This is a genomic window from Paenibacillus sp. FSL R7-0340 (assembly GCF_038002205.1).
Taxonomy (GTDB): domain Bacteria; phylum Bacillota; class Bacilli; order Paenibacillales; family Paenibacillaceae; genus Paenibacillus; species Paenibacillus polymyxa_B.
Map to the genome: position 1 here is coordinate 1,805,079 of NZ_JBBOBY010000001.1, position 23,669 is coordinate 1,828,747.

Consider the following 23,669-nt stretch of genomic DNA (forward strand, 5'->3'; position numbering starts at 1 on the left):
ATGATAGCATGGTGCCAAAATTTAAGACCTCATCTGGAGAGACGGATCTATGGAGATGTTGAGAACGACCCTGTGGCCAGAGAAAAAATGGAGTGTTCCCCTCACCCATTTATCGCGGGGTTTGCCATATGGAGAGGCTGATTTGTTCGTGAGAAACTAGATATAGCCTTGCATAAAAGATTCATCTTAAAGAGATACTAATCAGCACATTAAAAATAGTTTAAATAAAGGATAGCTAAGAGGTGGGAGCGGTGATGATATCGAAATGCTTGGCCGAAAATTTAAAACAAATTCAGGACAGCTTTTCCGATTGTACCGATCTTGTTCTCATACCTTGGAGTTATGGTTCGAGTTTTGAACATAATGCTCTTTCTGTTTACTTTGAGACAATGATTCAAAATGAACATTTAAAATACATGAAATCTGCTATGGAGGATCTAATCACTTATGAAGCTGGCTCGGCGGAGGCGGTCACTCCCAAAGCTGTGATGCGTTTCTTCAAAAAACATGGAATAACTGGCCATTCTCCCAAGCTGTTGAAAGACATTGATCAAGTTAATGAACAGATATTAAGTGGAGCCATAGTTATATTCTTTGATCATTGGGAGGAAGCAATTAGCTATGCTGCTAGTGGGCTTCCCTTTAGACAAGTTAGTGAGCCGATCACAGAACCGGTCGTTCAAGGGCCTCATATAAGTACAATTGAAGAACTGAATGTGAATATAGGCATCATTCGTGGCTTGCTCAAATCAGCCAAACTTAAATTTGAGTATTTCACGGTAGGAGAAATAAGTCAGAGAAAAATTGCTTACGGATATTTGGATGGGGCCGTCAATCCTGAATCGCTATTAGAGTTTAAACAAAAAATTGCAGACATCGACACGGAAGAGATTCTTGAAACATCTTATTTGGAAGAATGGATCAGCGACTCTGTCTATTCTCCTTTTCCTCAGGTGCGCTATACGGAACGGCCAGATACCGTTGTGTCTGCCCTGTTGGATGGAAAGATTATCGTAATGGTGAATGGAACTCCAACAATATTGATATGTCCGGGAATTTTTTTTGAGTTCCTCGCCTCCAGTGAGGATTACTATCAGCAAACCATCTTCGCTTCGCTGATACGTATACTAAGATTTGGTGCATTCGTGATGGCACTCCTGCTTCCAAGCATATATATTGCCTTATCAACCTTCCATTCTGAGATGATTCCGACCGTTCTGCTTCTAGCCATTCTGGATACGAGAGAAGGGATTCCGTTTCCCGCTTTCGTGGAAGCACTGATTATGGAGGTTTTTTTCGAGCTTCTTAGGGAAGCTGGAATCAGGTTGCCCCGTCCGATAGGCTCTGCTGTAAGCATTGTCGGAGCGCTTGTCATCGGTCAAGCTGCGATTCAAGCCAAGATTGCTTCGCCGGTAATGGTCATAGTCGTCGCTCTGACCGGTATCGCATCGTTTACACTGCCTCAATACAGTATGGCCATATCGATCCGCATGCTGCGATTCCCTTTAATGATCCTTGCTAGCACTTTGGGAGGACTTGGAATTATGTTCGGACTTCTCCTCATATTTTTGCATTTAGTTTGCTTGCGCTCTTTGGGTCAACCCTATTTTGCACCACTGGGGCCGCTTAGAATCAATCAATTGCGCGATGTATTCATTGTTGCCCCGCGAAAAATACTGCTTCACCAACCGCGAAACCGCCATTTGCATAAAAGAAAAGGGGGGAAAACATGAGAACGCGAATATCCATTGGTTTCTGTATATTGGCTGTCATCCTGCTCGCGGGCTGCTGGGACAAGGCGGAGCTGGTGGAATTCGGGTATGCACAAGCGATAGCGGTTGACCTGGACCAAAGTGAAGAAATATATCTCACTACCCATTTTTACAATCCCTCGGGTTCGCAGGAGATGGGAGGAGCCCCCAAGCAGTCCTCAAAAGCATTTAATATCCTAACAAAAGGAGATAACATGAATGAAGCGATAAAAGACATTCCCATCCACCTTGGTAGAAGGGCAAAATTGGATCACATGCGCATTCTTATCATCGGGGAAGAAATGTCCCGACAACGAGGTTTAGAAGACGTTCTTGATTTTTTCATGAGAGATCCTGAAACTAGAAAAACCATACTTGTCCTGATTGCTCGGGGGAAAGCAAGCGACTATTTAGAAACCAAGCCGTATATTGAGAACACCATAGGTCAGCAATTACGGAAAATTGAAGAAACGACAGCACGGTTTTCTGCCAAAACTTCCAGAGTTCCGTTACTTGATCTGGCGATTCAACTAAAAAACGAAACCGGAGTCACAACGCTTCCTAATGTGTTCAAAGACAAGCCCCTCGATGAGATTTCCATTGCCGGAGTTGCGCTGCTTAAAGAAGGAAAGCTGGTAAAAAGTGTTATCAGCCCGACAAATACCCAACCATTATTGATGCTGCTTGGAAAATTCAAAAGCGGAGTTATCGATATTGCGGATAAGGATGCAGAGTCTGAAAAAAAGAAAACCAAAGAAAGCCTCCAGGTTATCTCCTTAAAAACGAAGATAGTACCTTTTATCGAAGGAGAGGATGTCGTTGCTCGTGTACATATCAAAATCATAGGGGCAATCGGCGAGCTGCATAGCTCTTCCGTGATGACCAGAGAGGAGCAAAATAAATTTAAAGGCAGACTCGAAGCCGAGATTAAGGAGAAATTGAGGGAAACGATTTCCCTTCTTCAGAAGGAACGATTAGATGCAATAGGAATCGGCAATCAGATTTTTCAAAAAAATTCGGCATTATGGAAACGCTGGAAGCCAACCTGGAACGAACGGTTTGCCAAGGCTGAGTTTAATGTAGCCGTTGAAGTTAATATTGTGAGTACGGGAATGGGGATAGGAGTACCATTTTAGAAAAGGAGATAGCCATGTTTGCTAAATTTTTGTTTTTTATGATTTGTAATGCTGCAATGCTGATCACTGATATTCCAAAGTGGAAACGGACAAATCGCAGAGCACGTATCCTGTATCTATCGCTTATGCTGCCTATAGCCTATCTTGGCTTACTCTATATTACGAATCTCCCGTGGCCAAATCTTGACGAGCTTATTGATTTCTTTCTTCTCGCTCCGGCCAAACGCATCGTCGCATGGTTCAGGCTCCCGACCTGAACTCACTTCATATCAGCGGAGGAATCTCATGAAAAATCAAGAGAGTATCAGTGCGCTCCAGACAGCGGTGTTGTTTCTTGCCGGAATGACGGGATCGGCCATCGTTCTGATCCCTGCTTCAGTAATCGGCGCTGCTAAAAACGGAGCATGGATTTCCTTATTAATAGCTTGGGTAATGGGGATGTGTCTATTGGCCTGCGTCCTTTATTTGCACAGCCAATATCCCGGATTGCTCTTCGTCGAATACAGCCGTAAAGCGCTGGGAAAATGGTTGACCCTCTTAATGATCATTCCTTTTACTTGTGCCCTGTTCTGGCAGAACGCCGCCATAATTATTGAAGTTGGCGGTTTTTTCAATAGTACTATAATGACAAAAACGCCTGTAACTGTTGTCCATACCTTGTTTTTTGTGACGGCTGCACTGACAGCCCGGGCTGGAATTGAAGTTATGGCCCGAATGTTTTTCATTTTATTGATTATGATGTATGGGTTTATTTTATTGGTTTTGGTCTTGGCTTCTGCCAACTACCATCCAGAATTTTTACTGCCGATCATGCCGGACGGAATGAAACCGATTCTTCATGGAGCCTATATCACCTATGGGTTTCCATTCGCAGAAGTCGTATTGTACTCTTCACTTCTTCCGTTTGCACGTAAAGGCGAAGAGCGAATGCTCGGAAAATATATGTACTTTGCTATTATAATGAACGGAGTCACATTAATTGCATCTATTATTTGCACCATTCTGGCTCTAGGACCTTTAGCAGGCGAGATGAATTATTCCATGTATCAGCTGGCCAGATTAATCTATATACAGGAGATTATCGAAAGAATTGAGCCTGTAATCGGATTTTCATTAATTGCCGGTTCGTACATGAAAACCTCGATCATGGTATTTATATTGACGAATTTATTTTCGCGATTTTTTAGAGTAAAAAATTACCGTATTTTAACGTTTCCGATAGCATATATCTGCTTGCTTCTTTCAGTTACCATGTACCATGATCAGGCGTCCTTCAACGAGGACGGATACATGGCTTGGACCTTATTCGATAATCTGGCATATGTTCTTCCCTTACTCTTGATCGTAGTCGTTACACGAATGAGAAACCGAAGCAAAAGAGCTTGATTTAAGTAGAGGTTCCCCTTTTGGGATAGTTTCAAATTAATGAACGGTAAAGGTGCAGACAGCCCGCAAAAAGCACAGGAGTTGAATAAAATAGCACATTGAAAATTAACAGTATTCGTTCGTTTTTGCGAAAATATACGTGCTAGGAATGGAAAGTATGAGGCTGTCAGTATTAGAGAGAGGTACAATTTTGTTGATGCTCAGATCGGCACGAGAGGACGTTTCCAGTATAAACTGGAAACGTCTTTTTTTTGCTGTTGTACAAGATAGAGCTGATCAGCATTTGAATAGACGGGAAGCTGGCTCGCGCTTAACCGATCTCTAGGGAGGCTTAAAAAGTCGCTGGAGGAGTTCTTGCCTGATACAGGCCATTCATGAATATCAAATGTTAATAAATTGCTCATTTCATCGTAGACTGGGATGGCAGCTTCTTCGTCCATACCGTCGCACAAAATAGATTTCTTTCTATATATTAGAAGAGCAGATCGATTTATAGATTTTTGCAGAATCCTCAGGTAAAATGGCTTGTAATAAAGCTGAGGAGGAATGGGCATCATGGCAGAGCATTTAGCAGATATCTTGAAGTTGTTGAAGCAAAAAGAGTGGGTGGATTTGTCCCACGCTTTTTATCCTGAAATCCCTCATTTTCCAGTATTCGATAATGTTCAGGTGGATACCCTGTTTACCCACGATGATGGCTTTTTTGTAAAACAATACTGCTTTCCCGGTCAGTATGGGACTCATATTGATGCACCCGTTCATTTTGTGAAGGGCAAACGTTACTTGCATGAGCTTTCGTTGAAGGAGCTGGTTTTGCCGCTAGTTGTCATTGACCGTTCAGCAGCCGTTGCAGCCAATTCTGACTATGAACTTACGGTTGCGGATATTTTGGACTTTGAGAAAGAGCATGGACGCATTGCTGATCAGTCCTTTGTCGCTTTTCGCAGTGATTGGAGCAAACGTTGGCCTGATTCAGATGCCTTCTCGAACAAGGACGACGCCGGAGATGCACACTGCCCGGGCTGGTCGCTGGAGGCGCTGCGCTTTTTGGTAGAAGAACGGAATGTGGCTGCCATTGGGCATGAAACGCTAGATACCGATTCCTCTGTAGCTTATCGCAAAGCTGGCAAGCTGGTAGGGGAATATTACATATTGGAGCAGGATCGGTATCAAGTTGAGGTGCTGACGAATTTGGACAAGCTGCCCCCGACGGGCGCGGTCATATATAATATCGTTCCGAGCATTCAAGATTCCCCTGGATTTCCGGTGCGCTCCTTTGCTATTTTGCCTTAATCATACAGTATCCAGTCATTTGAAAACGATTATATAATCTAAAAGACCGATTCAGATATCGACATCTGAATCGGTCTTTTCTAGCTTATACGGGGTAATGTACAGCGTGAATGACCGTTCAGTCCAACTTGAATCAAAAATATGAAAAGTGTTAAGTGATAATAGTGACGGTAGGCGCAGAGATGGTAGGCTGAGTCGCGATAATGGAAGTTGTGCCGCTAAAATCTGTTATTTCTATAACAACTGGGACACCTGGTGTAATATCTACGGAGGCAATGACCAGACTTGCTGTGGTGAGGGTGAATAAGGAGCTCTGCTGAATAACTCCGTTAATATAAAAATTAGAAGAATCAGTAGCTGCTAATGTCGGCAAAGCAACAACTGGAGCATCGGCGTCATCTACAAAGCTTGCAGCAGGAACGGTTGTTTCTGTTGTTCCGATCATTCCAGCTGTAATCGTTGCAAAAAAGCGAGTCGTGGCTGGGGCTACGGTCGTGGCTATGGCGCCACCCGTTGATACGGGAGCAGTAGCTACTGCTGTAAACACAGGTTTTATGATTGGCATAGTTCTCATCTCCTTTCTTTACTGGTAATGAGCCATTTGCATTCGCTGGCTCTTAATCAATAAATGATTGTTCAACCTATTCGGAAACGGCATATTAACCTTTCTATTAATAATAGGGTAAATGGAGAAGGCCCTATTTTGCTACAAATATAGATGGAAGCGAATACTTGGAATCTGAAGGTTACAAATGCCTAAAACCCTAAAGGGGGATGTGCATACACTACATAAATAAGCATGTGAGAAGGAGGTGTATACGGCTGGTATGAGGAGACGCGATTCATCACTAAGGAGGCTAGGAAAGAGGACCGTACATTACAAGATCAACAAACGTAAAAAGTGTAAAACAAGTTATTCATTCAAAGGTAGAACAAAAACGGGGTTCCATGCCAAAAAGCATCCAAAGCTAATCATGCAACGGAGGTGCAGAAATACTCCTAGCAAGCGGAGGAAGAGCATGAGCCAGACGGGAAAGCGAGCTGCACCGGGTTCGGCAGGAGCACAAGGCATTCCCGGTTTGACAGGGGTACAAGGTATTCCAGGTTTAGCAGGAGCCCAAGGTATATCGGGAACTGCGGGAACACCGGGAGTCCAAGGAATACCAGGAATACAGGGTCCAGCAGGAACACAGGGAGCGCCAGGAGTGCCAGGTCCGGCTGGAGTCCAAGGAAGTCCAGGTGCAACAGGAGTACCCGGCCCTACTGGAGCGCAGGGCATAGCTGGTCCTACTGGAGCCCGAGGTATAACAGGGCCAACCGGCCCGGCACCTGACATTTCAAATATTGAAATTATACCCATAGCTGAGCGGTATTTTTATCTTGCACCTGCTACAATTGAATCTTCAATCACGATAATGGCGGATCAATTTTCTGTAGATGGTGTACAGGAGGCCTTTAAGCGTTTTAATGTCGGAAGCAACAGTTATGCCAATCTATACATTAATGGAATGATACAAGAAAGCACATTGTATAGCCTAACACCTTCATCGCTGACGATTCGCCTTAACGAAGGAGAGGCAATTCTCTCCGGCACACCTATTATTGTGGAAATTGTCCAATTTAGTGTGCGATCCAGTGGATGATACTGTTTGCGGTGAGGCAACCCAGAGGCAGATACAGCTGTTTCTTGGGGCAACGAGCCTTTGCGCCCGACACGCCAAAGCTGAAGATCGGCTTTGGGGCCTTGGTCATGGATGGCTTGTACGACTTTTTGCAGCGGGGAAATGTACTCGTCGCTCCATATCCAAGACTGCCTGAGTCTTTTCCCTGCTGGGTGACTGCATGCACCTCAAGCATAATTAGTCCCACCTATCCTAGCGCCCGTTTTATTCGGTTACATATCTTTTTTATATGAATAAAATGGGATGATGCACGTATTATTTAGGGTATTTATGATTAATCGCTTATAAAACATGGTTTTTAGGTTTAATTCAATATATTTCAAATGAAAGTATGAAGACAGAATGAGCCTGCATAAATATAATTTGCATTTTAGTTAGTTATCACTTACTATAAGCTTATGAATAAGAAAACACATGTAGACAGCAAAAAGAAAGATATTCTGCAGGCAGCAATGTGCTTATTTGCAACCAAAGGAATTGACGGCATTTCAGTCAAAGAAATTGGAGAGGCTGCTGGTGTGACGGATGCCGCGATTTATAAGCATTTTAAGAGTAAAGATGCGATGGCCTTGGAAGTATTCGGGCAGTATTGTAATAGCTACACCACATTAATTGACTTCTATCGCAAGCAGAGTGGGAACTTCGTTAGTCGTTTCCATCAACTGGTGGATGAAGTGCTGGATATGCATGATGAGGACCAGTATGGTTTGCTTCTACTATCACAACATCATGAGCTGTATGTTGAAGCAAGCCAGAGCCAGAATGTGCGTCAGCCGCTGGAGGCGTTGACTGAATTCATCGAACAGGGGATTCAACAAGGTGAACTGCCGAAGCAGGATGCTCTGCTATCCGGTGTGCTCATCATTGGAGCCATTACACGCTTGTCCGTCTCCAGCCTGGAAGGTGAACTTCCACAGCAGTTGGTTCCATTTGCAGCAGAGGTCAAACAACGTTTAACTGCTTTATTAAGTAAAGGTCAGTAGTGACCTTTTCTTTTTAAATATAAAGTTAGTGTCTTCTAACTAAAATCATAATATGAAGGTAGGAAGTGGTTTATATGTCTAAAAAAATATTGGTGATTCAAGGGAATCCGGTCGCTGGCAGTTATGGGGAAGCGCTGGCTCAATCCTATGTAAAAGGAGCGAAGGCTGCAGGGGCGGAGGTTCGTTTGTTGCAGCTATCCGCGTTGGACTTTAATCCAAATCTACTAGGTGGATATCGTAATAAATTACCGCTGGAACCTGATTTGATCCAAGCACAGGAGTCGATTAAATGGGCAGAACATCTCGTTTTTGTCTTTCCGATCTGGTGGGGCAGCTTGCCTGCATTAATGAAAGGATTCATTGACCGTACCTTTATGCCGGGATTTGCGTTTAAGTATCAAAAAGGAAAACCCCTGCCTGACAAGCTTCTAAAAGGAAGAACGGCCCGCCTCATTACAACGATGGACGGTCCGCATTGGTACTACCGATTTTTCCAGGGACAGCCTGGGCATCGGATGATGAAGGATTCCACGCTGCATCTATGTGGTGTCAAACCGGTGCATTCTACTGCGATTGATCTCATGAATAAATTATCGGATCAGCAGCGCAACGATTGGCTGAGCAAGGTGGAGCAGCTGGGGCGAAATATGAGCTAGGTTTTCACCTGCCTGCCCCAAATTCATTGGCCTACAGGTAAATCATGGTGGTATCTGATCATAATTGACCTGCGAAAAGGAAAAAGACCACAATGGGAGCAACTGGCTCGCATTGTGGTGTTCGGAATAGCTCATGTTTGCAATCAACGTTATATAAATATCGATGCAACGATTAAAATAAATCCGATCGCTAGACCGGCAGGGCCCCAATAATGCATAGGGATAAAAAACAGACTGTGCTGGGTTCCCATTCGATAGCGTTGCCCCGTTTCCATATCAACTAGCACTTTGTCCGAGTCGGCGTTAAGCGCTTTTCCCAAGTACCAGATAATAACCCCCGACACAATGAACACAAAAGCCATCGGTAGCCGGGAATCTATGGAGTCAAGCCCTAGAGCGGATACTAAACTCCCGACAATAACAAATAAGATCCCTGGAATAACGATGTTTAAAATACCAAAACCCTTCCAAATAATCACATGAAATCTTCCTTCCTGAATTCAAATCCAACATATGTATTTATCGGTTAAAAGAGAGATTTAGTTTACAAAATGACCCATTAGATGGGGGATTTACAATGTGTAAAACTGGAAAGAAGGCGTCAAGAAGGGGAGGAAAGCATGTACACACGTGGAGTGTAATCCTGGAGGTTTGCAGGTATCACAAAAAAAAGCCGTTTCTCCACATCCTCATAGCCCAGTATAATCTGGCCTGAAGGAGGAAAATCGGCTTTTTCAATAAGTGAAGTGAAGCCCTGTGCCTATTCGGCGGTTGCTTTCGCTTGTTCCGCTACAAAAATAACAGGCTTCATAATCCGGCTCAGCATATCCTGCTTCGGACGATTCCAGGTAACCCAGTCGTCCAGCAGCAGACCGCCTGTGTCGCCGCTATTCGGATTCAGGGACCAGTACGTAAAGTACAGGTTGTTGGCACCAATATAGTCTACGAGTGCATTTTGCCATTTCCCCTCAGTAGTAGACAAATCAACATTACGACCGCCGAATTCACCGACCAGCACCGGAGCTATGTTTTGCTTGCTGATGTAGCCCCAGGTTTGATCCCAGATCGCTGGCAGGTTGGACGGGAAGGCCGGGTCGTTGAACCATGGCTGCGAAGACACACCAGGGCCGTAATCATGAGGAGAATATACGACACGGTTCGGTACGTCCAGAACGACAGGATAGTTGGCTACACCTGTCAGGTTGCCACCCCACCAGTATTGGCTATTGTTGCCTTGTACATTGTGGTCTACACCTTCTACGAGAATCAGCCAATTCGGATTCACGGACAGAATCGCATTCCCTGCACGTTGTGCCGCCAGACGCCAGTCTGTGGAGGCATTGCCTGTGCCCCAGCTTGCTTGACCGTGTGGCTCATTGTGTAAATCCGCACCAATGACGGTAGGGTTGTTTTTATAACGATCAGCCAACATTTTCCAGTCGCTAATCCAGCGAGACTCAGGGTACTGGGATGTGTACCACAGCTCGGATTGCCCACCTGAGCTTGGACGGTGACGGTCAAGGATAATCTGAATACCGCGTTGTCCAGCTTTTTCGATCAGCTTGTCCATAATTTGAATCGGAGTTAATCCGACCAGGTCAGGGTTTTTGTGATAATCAATACTGTCTGGACGGGAACTGGAATCGAATAACTGATTGCTGTAAGGCAGACGAATCAGATTGTAGCCTTCTTTCTTCACCTGATCCAGCATGTCGTCCATTGAGCGGCTCCACAGTCCATGCAAGGTGTAATTAGGAGTTTCTAGACCGAACCAGTTCAGGCCGTTAAATGCCGCTTCTTTCCCGGATTCGTCTACAATCTTGTTTCCTTGGGTGTGATAATATCCTTTCACACTGGCTGCATCTACTGAAGCGGGAGTATAGCCATACAGTGTGAAGCCCATTACGAGGGAGGTAATGATGAAAAATGTTTTTTTCAGTCCTTTTTTCTTCATAATTCTGCTTCCTCCTTTATTTAAAAGAAATTGTAACCGATTACATTCTCATTTTATGTTCAAATCTTCCATCAAACAAGTTCATAAAATTCGTATATTTCTAAGATTTCGTTCGAATTCAATAGATTCGTAACAACGGATGGTTAAGCTAAGTGTCCAGCATTTGTAGGGGCGGTTATATATGAGGTGGAGGGCACGCTCTAACTCCTCATTTATTATATTTTCCTGCTGTAAAAGAAGGTATATAATAAAGTGAAATTCACTTTACATACAGGTTGCAGAATATATATATTTGAAAATTAATACGGCTGACATGCAGAAAAAGAAAGGAGGGTAATTATGGTAACAACGATGAAGGAAGTTGCAGAACGTGCCGGGGTGTCGAAGAGTACAGTTTCGCAGTTTCTGCAAAAGAGATACAACTATATGAGTGAAAACACTAAGAAGAAGATCGAGCAAGCGATTGAGGATCTCAGTTATATACCTAATGAGGTGGCACGTAGTCTCAAGCAGAAGAAGACCTTCATTGTGGGGGTTATTTCTTCAACCATTTTATCGAGATTTACAACAGAAGTCGTGCGTGCAATTGAAGATGAATGCCAACTGGAAAATGTCCAGGTCATTGTCTGCAATACCGATGATGATTCGCTCAAAGAGAAAAAGTATGTCCAGTCGATGATTGCTCGGCAAGTGGATGGACTTATCATTTTCCCGACGGAAGAGAACAAGAAATTATATGTTTCCCTTGCCAAGAATGGCTATCCTTTCGTGTTTGTGGACCGAAAAATCGATGAAATCAGCGTAGACACAGTGCTGTTGAATAATGAAAAGGCCAGCGAGCTTGCGGTTGAAGCACTCATTGAGCATGGTCATAACAACATTGGGATTATCACGTTCCCCTTAGGCAAAAAAGCGATTACCACACGAAGTGAGCGGCTGTCAGGTTATCGAAATACGTTGGGCAAACATGACATATCAGTGAATGAAAACTATATCAAAAGCGGCAGGTTGGATGAAATGCCTAATCTGATTGGACAACTATTCCATATGGAGCATCCGCCCACCGCAATCATTGCTACGAATGACATGATTTTGGAGCAGGTGCTGATTTATGCAAAAAATAATCATCTGACCATACCTAATGATTTTTCCTTGATTGGCATAGATGATGTATCCTTTGCATCTTTTTATAATCCGCCGATCACAACCGTTTCCCAGCCGAGTTTTGAAATGGGGAGAAGAAGTGCCAGGCTACTGCTGGAGAAAATTGATCAAAAAGAACAGGATCATGAGGATCTGTCAGAAATCATCCGAATGAATCCGGTCATTAACCACAGAGAATCTGTTCAAAAACTGAACTGAATGATTGAATATGTCCTTTTCATCTTTTTGAAAACGTTTTTATAAATTCTATTGTAAAAAGAAAATAAAGAGCTATAATGATCTTATGATTCGAGTCATGAATACCCTTTCATTTATGTATGTCCTGATTTTAGTGATGATTGTGATTGAAGAGAGGGGAGGAATGAAGCTTAACGAATAATGTATGGAGTGAGTTGTGAATTAATTCACAAAAAATGATTCTGCTTCTTTTTACATTCCCGAGAGGGAAATTTTTTTCGAGTATTACTAAATCGATTTAGTAAGAATGGAAAATAAATAAAAGAAAGTCGGAGATCACTATGGAAATGTTTATGAGCATTATCAGGGAGCCATCCATCATTATCGCGATTGTGACATTACTCGGCCTTATATTCCAGAGGAAGAAAGTATCAGAGATCATTACTGGAACTACCCTTTCTTTTATGGGCTTCACCATGATCAAGGTCGGCGGCGGAATTTTAGGTGGCGTTCTCACTAACTTCAGCCAAATTTTTTCTTATGCCTTCAACCTTAAAGGTGTCGTACCAAGCAATGAAGCCATTATGGCACTGACCATTGATCAGATCGGGGCGGATGCTGCACTCATTCTGCTCTTTTCCATGATCCTTAACATCGTGCTTGCACGCCTGACCAAGTTCAAGTACATTTATTTGTCTCTTCACTTGATTTTGTTCATGAGCTTTGCCGCTACAGCCGTTATGAAAGGTCTGGGTCTCAGTTCGCTGACTACGATCATCGTCGGTTCTTTGGTAATTGGGAGCTATATGGCGGTGTTTCCTTACCTACTCCGGAATGCCAGCAAAAACATTATTAAATCGGATGAATATACGATTGCTCATGCTTCCATGACCTCTTACATTCTAGGTACCTATTTAGGGAAAGTTTTTGGCAACCGTGAAAATGACACCGAAAATGTAAAAATTAATGACCGCATCAGTTTTTTGCGCGACCCCAATGTTGCAACGACCTTGACGATGCTTGTGCTTTTACTGGTATCTGGACTGGTTGCTGGTTCTGATTATGTCAGCAAATTATCGGATGGCAAAGAATATATCGTCTTCATCCTCGAACAGTCAGCTATTTTTGCTGCCGGCTTGTATATCGCAAAAGCAGGTGTTAAGCTGTTCACAACTGAAATTGTACCCGCTTTCAAAGGTTTCTCCCAAGTGTTCGCACCTGGAGCAATCCCTGGTGTGGATGTTCTGGTACTGTTCGACAAATCACCCAATTCCGCGTTGGTAGGCTTCTTGGTCAGCTTCTTCACAGGCGTTGCCTGCGTCTTTCTTTTCCCGTTTATCGGATTGCCTGTCATTGTGCCAGGGATCATGGCCTGCTTCCTCGCTGGTGGTGCAGCCGCGATATTCGGCAATTCCAGCGGTGGTTTCAGAGGAGCTGTTATTTCCAGTTGTCTTAATGGATTCTTGCTCTGTCTGCTGCCGGCTCTCACCTTGCCGCTCTTTTCTTTTTTGGGTGCCGAAGGGGTAACGTTCGCCGATCCCGACTTTACTACTCTTTCTGGAGTACTTTGGCTTATTTTTCGCTGGTTTTAAACTAAATCGATTTATGAGTTTTTCCAAAATAACTTATCTAAATCATTTGTGCCTTAAAAAGAGGAGGAATTATCCATGTTTTTTAACGATCAAGATATTCAAATTGATATCGTTGACAGTAATACCACCCGGAAAGTGCTGGCCCACAGTGACCAGCTTATGTATGTCAAAGTGATGTTTGCTAAAGCCCAAACAGGGGAGATCCTGTTGCATAAGCATGTCCATGAACAAGTCACTTATGTAATAAAGGGAAGCTTTAAGTTCATGATCGATAATGGCGAAACAAAGGAAGTGCAGACTGTCAAAGAAGGAGACAGCATCCATTTTCCATCCGATACTCTTCATGGCTGTATCCCACTGGAGGATGGCGGTATTCTGCTAGATGCATTTACACCAGCACGTGCAGATTTTCTGTAAATTCCCCTTTCAAAATACGGTTTATCTACCCCGATATCTGGAGGAATTTACGATGCCTTTCAGCGGCAGACAACAGAGGCGAATGAATGCCTTCTGACCATGTTATGTCCGATACATTTCTTTTTATCTTTTTTTAGAAGAAGACCTGCAAGTATGTTATATTTAACAAACGGCAATCGTGATGAACAGTAATATAGTGATTTTTAGAAAAGGATGAGATGATTTTGGAAAACAACGAAACTCAGCAGGAATTTGCAGAGGTATATGAGCAGCTTAAAGTAGCTGCAAACCGAACCTCCGATTGGAAAACACGCCTAGCCGCGGTAAATGATCTGGGTGCATGGAAGAACCAGCAGACGATTGACTTGCTGACACACCGTTTGAATAATGATACGGTATATGCCGTTCAGGAAGCCGCTTACCGCAGACTTCAGGAATGGGGCGAGAATGTGCAGCCGCCTGTGCGCAAAGAGGGTGAGCTTGTTAAGGGCCTGACGAAGATTCTGGTGCGGATTAAAAAAAGCTTGCCAGCCGACCATACCTATAACGATTTTCGCGAAAAGTTGCACAAGATGAGAGTCGATATTTATGACATCTATGAAGGTGACAAGGGTGCTGAATTTGATCAGTGGCTGGAGCAAAAATGGGCTTCGTTATCCACAAGATAATGTCTGAACCCTGTAATTGAATGTATTTTTAAGGATTGTTGCTGGTGATACAGACAGAGCCTTAACAAGGATAAGGGATTATCTTTGTTAAGGTTTTTTTATCTTGTTCTCCTTAAGAATCATGTCCTTTATCTTTATGCCACTGTATATATACTTCGGCAATATGGTACGATGGGATCGGATTATTTTAGTGTGTACATGGGAGGGACTAACATGAGCAAGGCGAAGCTGTGTTTTATCGGGGCTGGCTTTCACGCTTCAACGAATATATATCCTGCTGTTATTGGGGCAGGTGCTGAAATTCAGGCGATTGCGACTAGAGATCTAAGCAGATCGAAGACGGCACTCCAGCGGTTTGGAAGCAGTGGCACACCTTATGACAATTACAAGGCTATGCTGGAGCAGGAAGATTGTGATGGAGTTGTCGTGATTGCACAAGCGGCAGATCATCCTTCGCTCGTACTGGACTGCATTAAGGCTGGAAAACATGTTTTTGTAGACAAGCCACTGGGCTGGAATGCCGAGGAGGCGGCCCAAATTGCAGATGCGGCAGAAGCAGCGGGTGTCGTGCTGATGGTCGGTTTCATGAAGCGCTACGCGCCTGTATACATAAAATTAAAAGAATTGATTGAGGGTGGCTCGCTTGGAGCCGCACGCTCGTTTCAGGCGAAATTCCTCGTGGACAGTACCCTGTTTTGTAAAACCGGCGAAGATTTCATGAAGCTAGCGGCGGTTCATATGGTCGATCTGGTACGTTATTTGTTCGGAGAAGTGGCGCAGGTTACCGGATTTGCGAACGATAACGGCGAGTGTATTTCCCATACGATTGCCCTGAAATTTGAAAATGGTGTAGTGGGTAGCCTATACTTCGCAGGTATGACAGCATGGACACGCGAGAGTGAAGGGTTCACGGTAACCTTTGATCACGGTTTTGCGAACGCGGATGAAGTGAATACACTGATCATTCACAAGTCGGAGAGTCATACAGAGCTTCCTTGGAAATCCCTTGCGGAAAACGATACGGTTCTGACACCGTCAGCCTCCGCGATGTCGGGTGGATACCGTGATTTGTACTTGCGCGGTTTTGTTGGTGAAATCGCACATTTCATGAACTGCTGCCAAGAAGGACGGACGCCTGATTCAAGTGGACGGGATAACGTGAAAACGATGGAGCTGTGCGACCGCATTTTGGCTGCGCTCCAATAGGATACCCATTTCATATACAAGCTTCGGGCCTGGACGGTACCTTAGTTTGGATGATTTGAAAGAAGCTTCGGTGTAACTGGTCAGTAGATGGCTCCTGCATTTGTCGGGAGTCATTTTTTCGTTTACCCTACGACCTTTCTATTTCATAGCATTCCTGCCCATTTTGATTAATCTCTGCTGAAAATATGCCAACAAAGACGAACGATGCGATAGAATAGGAAAAGGAAAGCGTTATCATCACCCATTTTTCTGCGATGGTTCAGGGGGAGAAGGCTTATGCGTTCAAGGTCAAGGTTTCAGCCATTAAACACATTACGTAATCAGATTTTTATCGGATTTATACTGGTGATGCTCATTATGATGAGTGTGGCGGGGGCGTTCATTTATCTCAATGTGTCTCACCTGTTAAAAGACAGTGCCGAGCGGCATATTGGTCAGACTGCGGTACAAGCAAGCGGTAGGCTGGATGCATTAATCGGCCAGATGGATAGCTTGACGGAGCAGGTCGCGAATCACCCGTCTGTTCAGCATATTCTGCTGGAGGAGCGCAACGGGGTCAAGGTGAATTTCGGACAGCGTCAATCACTACTGCAAGTGATGCATAGCTATCAGGCATATATGCCGAGTGTCGGCTCACTGGAGCTGTATACCGCCGAAGGAAAGATGTTGTTTCCGATTAGAGAGGGCAGTCTGGAGGAACGTATTGGACAGGCAGACATCCGGGAAGCGAATCAGATGAAAGGAAGACTGGTCTGGATCGGCATTGATCCCGAAGACTCCCGGTCACTGCTGGCAATTCGGCAGGTGAGCCTGGTGGATCGCTGGTTCTCACGTGGAGGGTACTTGATTACCCGTATGGAGCGAAGTTATTTTGGGCTGAATGGTGCGACAGCGGTCAATGAAGAAGCGGATGAAACTATGCTGCTTGTAGATCGACAAGGCCAGCTGCTGTCGGGTGAACCAATGAACCAGACGGATTTGTCAGGTGTACTGCATAGCAAGACACAGACGGTTCATATTGGGGAGCGGGAATATGTGAAGGCAGTTCAGCAGTCGGAGCGGACGGGCTGGTCGCTGCTGATCCTGATTCCGGTTAGTGTCGTCACAGACGGAATTACGGTTTTACGGACTACACTTATCATTTCTGCGACTCTTGGTGCCGTGCTATTCCTGTTCATGTCCTTTATGTTGTCTACGTTGATTACCAGACCGATAGGTCACTTGATTCAGGCGATGCGTCGTTCACGGGAAGGGGCATTGGCCCTGAATCCAGAACCGGCAGCAGCGGTCGAGCTGCGAGAATTGAACGCAGAGTACAACACAATGATTGTCGATATCAATGAATTGATCCGTGTTATTTGCGAGAAAGAGGTTTTACAAAGCCAAACCGAGCTTAAAGCTCTGCAGGCGCAGATCAATCCGCATTTTCTTTTTAATACGCTAGATGCTTTCAACTGGTCGCTACAGGAGAAGGGAGAGGAGGAGCTTGCCGGGCTGATGGTGTCCATGTCGCGGCTGTTTCGTTATGTTATCGAACCGGCTCACCATGACTCTTGGGTGACACTCGGGGAAGAAATGGCGCAAATCCGTCGTTATCTGGAACTGATGGAGATGCGTCTGGGTGAACGTCTGAGTTGGCAAATTCATATGCCTTCGGAGGCAGCCAGAATTCCGCTTCCTAAACTGTTGATCCAGCCTATTCTAGAGAATGCCATTTTGCATGGTGTCGAAAATCGCATCGGCAACGGCCGCGTTGAAATCAGTGTCACTCCTTCGACCAGATCGGGTTGGACCAAGATCGCGGTCATAGATAACGGACCTGGAATGACACTGGAAGAACTTGCAGCTGTGCGTACAGCGTTGATGGGGGGAGCAGCCTGCCAGAGCAAGGGAACTGGTATGGGACTAGTGAATGTGCAGCGCAGGCTTGCTCTTTATTATGACAGCGCATCTTATCCAACGGACGGTGTGCTGATACATAGTGCTGAGCAGGAAGGAACTGTGGTCACTTTTGAAATTCCTGATGAATATGGAGGGCGGTAGGAATGAGTGTTTCATCCAAAACCATTGTCATTGTAGACGATGAACAGCGAACACGTCAGGGGATTCACCAGACATTGGAGCAATGGGCCGCCGGGAAATACCGGATTGTGACATTCGATAATGGTTTGGAAGCATTAAATATACTGCGAGCGGAGACAGTTCATCTGTTGATTACGGATGTCCGGTTGCCGGAATTCAGTGGGCTGGATTTAATCCGCTCTCTGGAACGGGATTCACGACGACCAGCGATCATTGTCATCTCGGGTTATGCGGAGTTTGATTATGTCCAGCAGGCTCTTCGTCTGGGAGCCGTCAATTATTTGCTCAAACCGATTGATAAGCAGGAGCTGCTGAATGCGGTCAATGAAGCGCTTCGGCTGGAAGAGGAGCGGCAGAGGTACGAGAAGCTGGACAAGCTGGCTGACCCTGTTCTGCTAGAGCTGGATCTCCAGGCGACTACTCTTAGTGATCCGGTACGACGTGCCTTCACCTATATGGCGGAGCATCTTCACGAATCCATTACGATGGCGCAGACTGCCTCGCATTCACACCTGAATGCCAGCTATTTTAGTGTTTTATTCAAGGAGCAAAGTGGTTTGTCCTTCAGCGAATATCTGCATCGGCTACGGATCCAACGGGCTAAGGAGTTGCTGTTGCATACCCAGTTAACGATTGCCCAAATCGGCGAGCGATCAGGCTACCGAACAGATAAATATTTTATTAAAGTATTCAAAGCGACCGAGGGGGTAAGTCCCAGCCGCTACAGGCAGCAGATGCGTACAGGGCCGGAGAATATCGACTGACGTATAGGCAGATCAAACCCAATAAAAGTGGAATTATACCCAATGAGCGTACCCTGTTGGAAGCAGGAATGGAGTGCTAAACTTACAAATGATAACGGTTACAAAAAATATAAATACAACAAACGGAGGTCTAACGATGTCCAACAAGTATGGTTTACGTAAGCGCTCACATCAAAAATGGTTTGCTGGGTTGACCCTGCTGCTGTCATTCATGCTGGTGCTATCCGGTTGCGGTGCTGGTAAGGATGGTCAAGGCGGTTCCAGTGGAGAAGGGGGAAAGGTTACACTCAAAATGATGCACCTGTGGCCAGAGGGAAGCTCGGCACAGCAGAGCAAGCTTGTGACTCAGATTATAGATCAATACCAAAAGGATCATCCGAATGTCGTCATTCAGCAGGAAGTGCTGGAAAATGAACAATATAAAAACAAACTCAAAGTGCTGTCAGCTTCCAATGAATTGCCGGATATCGGAATTACCTGGGCAGCGGGCTTTATGGAGCCTTACGTTAAAGGTGGATTATTTACACCGATGGATGACCTGTTGAATGGTTCCAAGCTGAAGGACAAATTCGTACCAGGAACGACCGAAGCTTATGCGCTGAATGGCAAAACGTATGCGCTTCCGATTGAATTGAATATTACACCTATTTATTACAACAAAGCCATATTCCAAAAATACAACTTGAAGGTACCTGTGACATTTGACGAGTTTAAGCAGGTTGTGAAAACACTTACGGATCATGGAGTTGCACCGATTGCATTGGGCAATAAAGACCGCTGGACCGGCTCACTCTGGTACATGTATCTGGCAGAGCGTATAGCGGGTAACGAAACGCTGAAAAAAGCGATTGACGGCTCAGGTTCGTTCGATGACCCTGGTTTAATTCAGGCGGCCTCCGAAGTCCAGACGCTTGTGGATATGAATGCCTTTAACAAAGGATTTAACGGCTTGTCCAATGATGAGGGAAAATCCGAGTTTATGAACGATAAGGCAGCTATGTATTTGATGGCTACTTGGGAATTACCGAATTTTACGACCAATCCCGCAATCCCACAAGCATTTAAAGATCAAATTGGCTTCTTTAAATTCCCGATGGTTGCAGGCGGCAAGGGCAACGAGAACAGTTGGGTAGGAGGTCCGGGAGTAGGCTTGTTCGTTTCGGAAAATTCCAAGGTGAAAGAAGAGGCCAAAGCGTTCGTTGAATACTTCGTAGTCAAATGGGGAGAGCAATCAGTCACACAAGCGGGCGTAATTCCGGCGACGAAAGTGGACACCTCCAAAGAAAAATTGCCCAAGCTGTATGTCGGTTTGCTGAACGGACTGAATCAAGCTAGCAGCATTACATTGTTCGCCGATGTACAGATGAAGCCGAATGCAGCGCAGGTGCATTTGAATATGATTCAGGCGTTGTTTGGTAAAGCGGTGACACCGCAACAATTTGCCGACCAGCATAAGGCTGCCATCGAGAAAGGGAATTGAAATTGACCACCTAAGGAGGTCCGACCGTGGAAAAGGTCATGTCGAATAAGCTTGTTATTGCTCTATATGTATTGCCTTCTCTGCTGCTGTTATTCGCCGTAATATATGTACCCATCGTACTGACCGGCTATTACGGCCTGAATCAGTGGAATGGAATCGGCTCTATGACTTTTGTGGGGCTGGACAATTATCAACATTTGTTCACAGACAAAGCGTTCTGGCAAAGTGCCTGGCATTCGCTGCTGTTGGCCTTGTTTTCAGGCATTAGTCTGATCGGTTATCTGGTCATTGCGATGATTTTGTCAGGGAAAATCAAGGGAGCGAATCTGCTGCGGAAAATTTATCTGATTCCCATGCTGCTGTCTTCTGTAGCAATCGCACAGCTATGGCTCAAAATATATCATCCAACGAACGGAGTGCTCAATTCCTTACTGGTGTCGGTCGGCGTTCACAACCCACCTGAATGGTTAGCTAATCCGTCTCTGGTGTTGATTGCCTTGTTTATCCCGATTATTTGGCAATATGCAGGCTTTTATATCCTGATCTACTATGCCGGGCTGAAAAACATTCCCGAAACGCTGATGGAGGCTGCCCGGATCGACGGGGCCAGTGCCTGGCAGATTGCGACTCGTATCAAATTGCCCCTGCTGCGCGAGGTGATTAACGTTACGATCATATTGTCCATTGTCGGCTCGCTTAAATATTTTGACCTTATCTATGTCATGACGGACGGTGGACCGAATGGAGCCAGTGAAGTGATGGCCTCATACATGTACCACCAGGCATTCCGCAGCTTTGACTTTGGATACGGCAGCGCTACAGCCTTCGCCCTGCTGTTCATCTGTTTGATCGCTACGTGGCTGATCCGTAAGGTTACGGCCACAAGTGAAACCATCCAGTATTCATAATCCAGTCTTGCAAACAGATGAGGGTAACAAAGGACAGGAAGAGGGAGGAACGGATATGAAAACCCAGGCAGCCGCCAACTATCCGCTTGGAGTCGCTAGCCGCGGCAAAATGTTAAATCGGGTCGGTTATGCCGCTTTGTATATCATTTTAATCATCTTGGCGGTGACGCAGCTTTTACCGCTGGTGTGGCTGATGCTGTTCTCGCTTAAAAATAATCAGGAAGTGTTTAACCTTCCGCCGTTTGCACTCCCGTCCCAGCCGCATTGGGAGAACTATATGAATGTGTGGACCAGCGGCAACATCGGGCGGTACTTTTTCAATAGTGTGTGGATTACGGTCATATCCGTGGCGCTAACGGTGCTGCTAGCCAGCTTTGTAACGTTTGCCATTACGCGTATGCGGTGGAAAGGAAGCCAGCTGGTTCTCGGGCTCTTTATGGTCGGACTAATGATTCCAGTCCATTCCACCTTGATTCCGTTGTTCAGTATGTTTCTCAAACTGCATTTAACAGACACTTCACTCTCCATCATCTTGTCGTATGTTGCCTTTAATCTGCCGACAACGATGATGATCTTGCTGGGCTTCTATTACGCCTTGCCCCGTGAAGTGGAAGAAGCGGCCGTTATGGACGGCTGCTCCGTCAACCGGATGTTCTTCCGAATCGTGCTGCCCATGACAACCCCCGTCATGGCAACGACATCTATTATTAACATGATCTATAACTGGAATGAGTTTATTTTCGTCAATACGTTCATCAGCTCGGACGAAAACAAAACACTGACCGTAGGCGTTCAGAACTTTATTGGACAATATACGACCGACTGGGGAGCTATCGGAGCTACGTTGATGATCAGCATTTTGCCCATTTTGCTAGTATTCCTCATCATGAGTGACCGGATTGTGGAAGGGATCGCGGCAGGATCGGTTAAGGGATAAAACAAATTCCCCAGATTAGAAGAGTACCCCCTAGTGTAGACATTGGAACTTGGAACAAACCTCTTGGTTTGTCCGGTGAATGCTAGGGGGTGCATTTTTGTGTGATTTTAGGTCAGATAGGGAGGTATGACGGGAAGAATCAATCGAATCCCGTCTTTTACTCCTTCCATATAGATGGATTGTTTGTCTTGACTTAGCTGATAGCCTATGACTTCTTCCCATTCGGATAGTAGACGTTGGATATCCTCGTTTTGGTTCATATTGAATTGATCCATTTGAGTGAATAGATTTTTGCCCTCTGTTGAATACGAGGCTTGTTGCTCACTGGCAAGTTCTAATTGATAAAAATCGCTGCCGTAATGCTTCTTGAAACCATTCTGGCCAATCTGACATAGTACATTTTCTCTCCCGTGGTTTGAGTGTGTGTATGTTAACTCTGATGGAGAGGGATGGCAAGTTATTGTTTTGTGCAGGGAGAGTAATGGAGTCGCTATCTTTTTAATTCTTTTTTAGAATATAAAAAAGGCTCATTCCTGCTCATAGTTCGAGATGGAATAAGCTCTTAAAAGTCATTTATAATTTTTTTAGTGTTGGGTTCTTTTATATTTCTTTAAGACTGGTTAAAACCCTCTTAATACGAAAATACAAATCTTCTTTTTCTGCATCAGGTAACAAAATCTTCAAGTCGTCCATCTTAAATTGTTCAAGTTCAGTTTTTACAATTCTAAGCTGCTCATATGCATGTATTTTGTTTTTTAATAATAATTCACCTAATGTGGTTTGAATAATAACATTATCACCTAATGTAGCCTTGCAGTCTCTTAATTGTTCCAGTAAGTTTGCAGCAATTTTCTCAGCACTATCTTCTTCTATAGTTAGATTTAACAAATAATTCTTCTCTGATATTTGATTGTAGTACCATGCATTATCCATTTCATCTAATAACTCATTACGTATATCTTTTGGCTCATATGAGCTTAAGCTACTACTAGGTATACGAGATCTACCTAAACGGCCACATATAATATCAGCATGATGATACTGTACTCGCCCACCTCTTTTAAATAATTCAATAATCGGGTCATACATATCTTGAAACTGAAGAGCAACGGGATTCTTTTGATCAATTAGATAAGCCCATTCCAAACTAAATAAACAAGTCCATTTTACTAACCAATCATCTTTTATTAACTCTAATTCGTGGCAAATTGCTTCTATATCTACAGGCAATTGAATTCCACTCTCTTTAGCAGCACTGTGAAAAGCTCTTCTTACTGGGGTTGATATTGAAAGATGATCTAAAAATATCGCTCTTCTTCTATAAAATTCAAAGAGCAAAATGGCATGTGAAGGTTTATCCTCCTCTTTATTTAACCAATCAATATTCTTAATACGTATTCTAGTTTCTTCAAATTTCTTGTACAAGTATACAT

At 44.5% G+C, this 23,669-nt stretch carries 24 protein-coding genes and 2 pseudogenes; 19 read left to right on the forward strand and 7 right to left on the reverse strand.

All coding sequences use genetic code 11. The annotated features are described in order from the left end of the window. Positions 1-18: 18 nt before the first annotated feature. The 5 genes and pseudogenes from MKX59_RS08030 to MKX59_RS08050 all read left to right on the forward strand — a co-directional run. Positions 19-148 (forward strand): annotated as a pseudogene (locus MKX59_RS08030) (Cof-type HAD-IIB family hydrolase); the annotation flags it as partial. A gap of 106 nt (positions 149-254) precedes the next feature. Then, positions 255-1,733 (forward strand): spore germination protein, encoded by a 1,479-nt coding sequence (locus MKX59_RS08035; RefSeq protein WP_028542197.1) that lies wholly within the window; start codon positions 255-257, stop codon positions 1,731-1,733. Next, positions 1,730-2,887, forward strand: coding sequence for a Ger(x)C family spore germination protein (locus MKX59_RS08040; protein ID WP_023989801.1), 1,158 nt, complete (start codon positions 1,730-1,732; stop codon positions 2,885-2,887). Before MKX59_RS08035 ends, MKX59_RS08040 begins: the two co-directional genes overlap by 4 nt. Before the next feature lie 14 nt (positions 2,888-2,901). After that, positions 2,902-3,144, forward strand: coding sequence for a hypothetical protein (locus tag MKX59_RS08045; RefSeq protein WP_023989800.1), 243 nt, complete (start codon positions 2,902-2,904; stop codon positions 3,142-3,144). 28 nt (positions 3,145-3,172) lie between these two features. After that, entirely contained in the window at positions 3,173-4,273 is a 1,101-nt protein-coding gene (locus tag MKX59_RS08050) for a GerAB/ArcD/ProY family transporter (RefSeq protein WP_028542198.1), read from the forward strand. A gap of 200 nt (positions 4,274-4,473) precedes the next feature. Here the strand turns inward: MKX59_RS08050 and MKX59_RS08055 are convergent, their stop codons facing one another. Further along, a complete protein-coding gene (locus MKX59_RS08055; RefSeq protein ID WP_142657860.1) occupies positions 4,474-4,713 on the reverse strand; it encodes a hypothetical protein in 240 nt (79 codons plus the stop codon). 115 nt (positions 4,714-4,828) lie between these two features. On the opposite strand from MKX59_RS08055, the gene MKX59_RS08060 reads away from it, so the two are divergent. Next, positions 4,829-5,566: a cyclase family protein gene (locus MKX59_RS08060; RefSeq protein ID WP_023989797.1), complete on the forward strand. Its 738-nt coding sequence runs from the start codon at positions 4,829-4,831 to the stop codon at positions 5,564-5,566. A gap of 151 nt (positions 5,567-5,717) precedes the next feature. Here the strand turns inward: MKX59_RS08060 and MKX59_RS08065 are convergent, their stop codons facing one another. Beyond that, positions 5,718-6,131: a DUF4183 domain-containing protein gene (locus MKX59_RS08065; RefSeq protein ID WP_023989796.1), complete on the reverse strand. Its 414-nt coding sequence runs from the start codon at positions 6,129-6,131 to the stop codon at positions 5,718-5,720. 454 nt (positions 6,132-6,585) lie between these two features. Between MKX59_RS08065 and MKX59_RS08070 the strand changes: the two genes are divergently transcribed. Beyond that, positions 6,586-7,209 carry a DUF4183 domain-containing protein gene (locus tag MKX59_RS08070; protein ID WP_023989795.1) on the forward strand — a complete coding sequence of 208 codons (624 nt, stop codon included), beginning with the start codon at positions 6,586-6,588 and terminating at the stop codon, positions 7,207-7,209. Between the two features lie 83 nt (positions 7,210-7,292). Here MKX59_RS08070 and MKX59_RS08075 read toward each other — a convergent pair. Next, positions 7,293-7,370: pseudogene (locus MKX59_RS08075) on the reverse strand (transposase); the annotation flags it as partial. A gap of 276 nt (positions 7,371-7,646) precedes the next feature. On the opposite strand from MKX59_RS08075, the gene MKX59_RS08080 reads away from it, so the two are divergent. Both MKX59_RS08080 and MKX59_RS08085 read left to right on the forward strand, forming a co-directional pair. Then, positions 7,647-8,231 carry a TetR/AcrR family transcriptional regulator gene (locus MKX59_RS08080; protein ID WP_023989793.1) on the forward strand — a complete coding sequence of 195 codons (585 nt, stop codon included), beginning with the start codon at positions 7,647-7,649 and terminating at the stop codon, positions 8,229-8,231. Between the two features lie 74 nt (positions 8,232-8,305). Next, positions 8,306-8,887, forward strand: coding sequence for an NAD(P)H-dependent oxidoreductase (locus MKX59_RS08085; protein WP_025723258.1), 582 nt, complete (start codon positions 8,306-8,308; stop codon positions 8,885-8,887). A gap of 149 nt (positions 8,888-9,036) precedes the next feature. Here MKX59_RS08085 and MKX59_RS08090 read toward each other — a convergent pair whose 3' ends face one another. Next, the gene (locus MKX59_RS08090) at positions 9,037-9,366 is read right to left on the reverse strand and encodes a hypothetical protein (protein WP_061828748.1); all 330 of its coding nucleotides are present in this window, start codon (positions 9,364-9,366) and stop codon (positions 9,037-9,039) included. 281 nt (positions 9,367-9,647) lie between these two features. Further along, entirely contained in the window at positions 9,648-10,841 is a 1,194-nt protein-coding gene (locus MKX59_RS08095) for a glycoside hydrolase family 5 protein (RefSeq protein ID WP_028542203.1), read from the reverse strand. A gap of 339 nt (positions 10,842-11,180) precedes the next feature. Between MKX59_RS08095 and MKX59_RS08100 the strand changes: the two genes are divergently transcribed. The 10 genes from MKX59_RS08100 (at position 11,181) to MKX59_RS08145 (ending at position 22,236) form a co-directional block, all read left to right on the forward strand. Then, positions 11,181-12,203: a substrate-binding domain-containing protein gene (locus MKX59_RS08100; protein ID WP_076157537.1), complete on the forward strand. Its 1,023-nt coding sequence runs from the start codon at positions 11,181-11,183 to the stop codon at positions 12,201-12,203. A 326-nt stretch (positions 12,204-12,529) separates the two neighbouring features. After that, a complete protein-coding gene (locus tag MKX59_RS08105; protein ID WP_226887745.1) occupies positions 12,530-13,774 on the forward strand; it encodes a PTS ascorbate transporter subunit IIC in 1,245 nt (414 codons plus the stop codon). Positions 13,775-13,849: 75 nt separating this feature from the next. Continuing rightward, a complete protein-coding gene (locus MKX59_RS08110) occupies positions 13,850-14,191 on the forward strand; it encodes a cupin domain-containing protein (RefSeq protein WP_023989787.1) in 342 nt (113 codons plus the stop codon). Between the two features lie 224 nt (positions 14,192-14,415). Beyond that, the gene (locus MKX59_RS08115) at positions 14,416-14,859 is read left to right on the forward strand and encodes a HEAT repeat domain-containing protein (protein ID WP_013311410.1); all 444 of its coding nucleotides are present in this window, start codon (positions 14,416-14,418) and stop codon (positions 14,857-14,859) included. Positions 14,860-15,072: 213 nt separating this feature from the next. Then, the gene (locus MKX59_RS08120; protein WP_076264781.1) at positions 15,073-16,065 is read left to right on the forward strand and encodes a Gfo/Idh/MocA family protein; all 993 of its coding nucleotides are present in this window, start codon (positions 15,073-15,075) and stop codon (positions 16,063-16,065) included. Between the two features lie 276 nt (positions 16,066-16,341). Beyond that, complete coding sequence (locus tag MKX59_RS08125; protein ID WP_340858102.1) at positions 16,342-18,108, forward strand: cache domain-containing sensor histidine kinase; 1,767 nt, start codon at positions 16,342-16,344, stop codon at positions 18,106-18,108. Positions 18,109-18,110: 2 nt separating this feature from the next. Continuing rightward, the gene (locus tag MKX59_RS08130) at positions 18,111-18,911 is read left to right on the forward strand and encodes a response regulator (RefSeq protein ID WP_076264779.1); all 801 of its coding nucleotides are present in this window, start codon (positions 18,111-18,113) and stop codon (positions 18,909-18,911) included. Between the two features lie 136 nt (positions 18,912-19,047). Next, complete coding sequence (locus tag MKX59_RS08135; RefSeq protein WP_076264778.1) at positions 19,048-20,391, forward strand: extracellular solute-binding protein; 1,344 nt, start codon at positions 19,048-19,050, stop codon at positions 20,389-20,391. A 26-nt stretch (positions 20,392-20,417) separates the two neighbouring features. Next, positions 20,418-21,299 carry a carbohydrate ABC transporter permease gene (locus tag MKX59_RS08140; protein ID WP_076264777.1) on the forward strand — a complete coding sequence of 294 codons (882 nt, stop codon included), beginning with the start codon at positions 20,418-20,420 and terminating at the stop codon, positions 21,297-21,299. 55 nt (positions 21,300-21,354) lie between these two features. Then, on the forward strand, positions 21,355-22,236 hold the full coding sequence (locus MKX59_RS08145; protein ID WP_023989780.1) for a carbohydrate ABC transporter permease: 882 nt from the start codon (positions 21,355-21,357) through the stop codon (positions 22,234-22,236). Positions 22,237-22,343: 107 nt separating this feature from the next. Here the strand turns inward: MKX59_RS08145 and MKX59_RS08150 are convergent, their stop codons facing one another. Then, positions 22,344-22,496 (reverse strand): hypothetical protein, encoded by a 153-nt coding sequence (locus tag MKX59_RS08150; protein WP_340858110.1) that lies wholly within the window; start codon positions 22,494-22,496, stop codon positions 22,344-22,346. Positions 22,497-22,836: 340 nt separating this feature from the next. Beyond that, positions 22,837-23,661, reverse strand: coding sequence for a hypothetical protein (locus tag MKX59_RS08155; protein WP_076264776.1), 825 nt, complete (start codon positions 23,659-23,661; stop codon positions 22,837-22,839). Between the last annotated feature and the right edge of the window lie 8 nt (positions 23,662-23,669).

Excerpts from the sequence above, each read along its gene's own strand:
- MKX59_RS08035 (WP_028542197.1), top strand. The coding sequence starts at position 255 with ATGATATCGAAATGCTTGGCCGAAAATTTAAAACAAATTCAGGACAGC.
- MKX59_RS08040 (WP_023989801.1), top strand. The coding sequence starts at position 1,730 with ATGAGAACGCGAATATCCATTGGTTTCTGTATATTGGCTGTCATCCTG.
- MKX59_RS08045 (WP_023989800.1), top strand. The coding sequence starts at position 2,902 with ATGTTTGCTAAATTTTTGTTTTTTATGATTTGTAATGCTGCAATGCTG.
- MKX59_RS08050 (WP_028542198.1), top strand. The coding sequence starts at position 3,173 with ATGAAAAATCAAGAGAGTATCAGTGCGCTCCAGACAGCGGTGTTGTTT.
- MKX59_RS08055 (WP_142657860.1), bottom strand. The coding sequence starts at position 4,713 with ATGGACGAAGAAGCTGCCATCCCAGTCTACGATGAAATGAGCAATTTA.
- MKX59_RS08060 (WP_023989797.1), top strand. The coding sequence starts at position 4,829 with ATGGCAGAGCATTTAGCAGATATCTTGAAGTTGTTGAAGCAAAAAGAG.
- MKX59_RS08065 (WP_023989796.1), bottom strand. The coding sequence starts at position 6,131 with ATGCCAATCATAAAACCTGTGTTTACAGCAGTAGCTACTGCTCCCGTA.
- MKX59_RS08070 (WP_023989795.1), top strand. The coding sequence starts at position 6,586 with ATGAGCCAGACGGGAAAGCGAGCTGCACCGGGTTCGGCAGGAGCACAA.
- MKX59_RS08080 (WP_023989793.1), top strand. The coding sequence starts at position 7,647 with ATGAATAAGAAAACACATGTAGACAGCAAAAAGAAAGATATTCTGCAG.
- MKX59_RS08085 (WP_025723258.1), top strand. The coding sequence starts at position 8,306 with ATGTCTAAAAAAATATTGGTGATTCAAGGGAATCCGGTCGCTGGCAGT.
- MKX59_RS08095 (WP_028542203.1), bottom strand. The coding sequence starts at position 10,841 with ATGAAGAAAAAAGGACTGAAAAAAACATTTTTCATCATTACCTCCCTC.
- MKX59_RS08100 (WP_076157537.1), top strand. The coding sequence starts at position 11,181 with ATGGTAACAACGATGAAGGAAGTTGCAGAACGTGCCGGGGTGTCGAAG.
- MKX59_RS08105 (WP_226887745.1), top strand. The coding sequence starts at position 12,530 with ATGTTTATGAGCATTATCAGGGAGCCATCCATCATTATCGCGATTGTG.
- MKX59_RS08110 (WP_023989787.1), top strand. The coding sequence starts at position 13,850 with ATGTTTTTTAACGATCAAGATATTCAAATTGATATCGTTGACAGTAAT.
- MKX59_RS08120 (WP_076264781.1), top strand. The coding sequence starts at position 15,073 with ATGAGCAAGGCGAAGCTGTGTTTTATCGGGGCTGGCTTTCACGCTTCA.
- MKX59_RS08125 (WP_340858102.1), top strand. The coding sequence starts at position 16,342 with ATGCGTTCAAGGTCAAGGTTTCAGCCATTAAACACATTACGTAATCAG.
- MKX59_RS08130 (WP_076264779.1), top strand. The coding sequence starts at position 18,111 with ATGAGTGTTTCATCCAAAACCATTGTCATTGTAGACGATGAACAGCGA.
- MKX59_RS08135 (WP_076264778.1), top strand. The coding sequence starts at position 19,048 with ATGTCCAACAAGTATGGTTTACGTAAGCGCTCACATCAAAAATGGTTT.
- MKX59_RS08145 (WP_023989780.1), top strand. The coding sequence starts at position 21,355 with ATGAAAACCCAGGCAGCCGCCAACTATCCGCTTGGAGTCGCTAGCCGC.
- MKX59_RS08150 (WP_340858110.1), bottom strand. The coding sequence starts at position 22,496 with ATGAACCAAAACGAGGATATCCAACGTCTACTATCCGAATGGGAAGAA.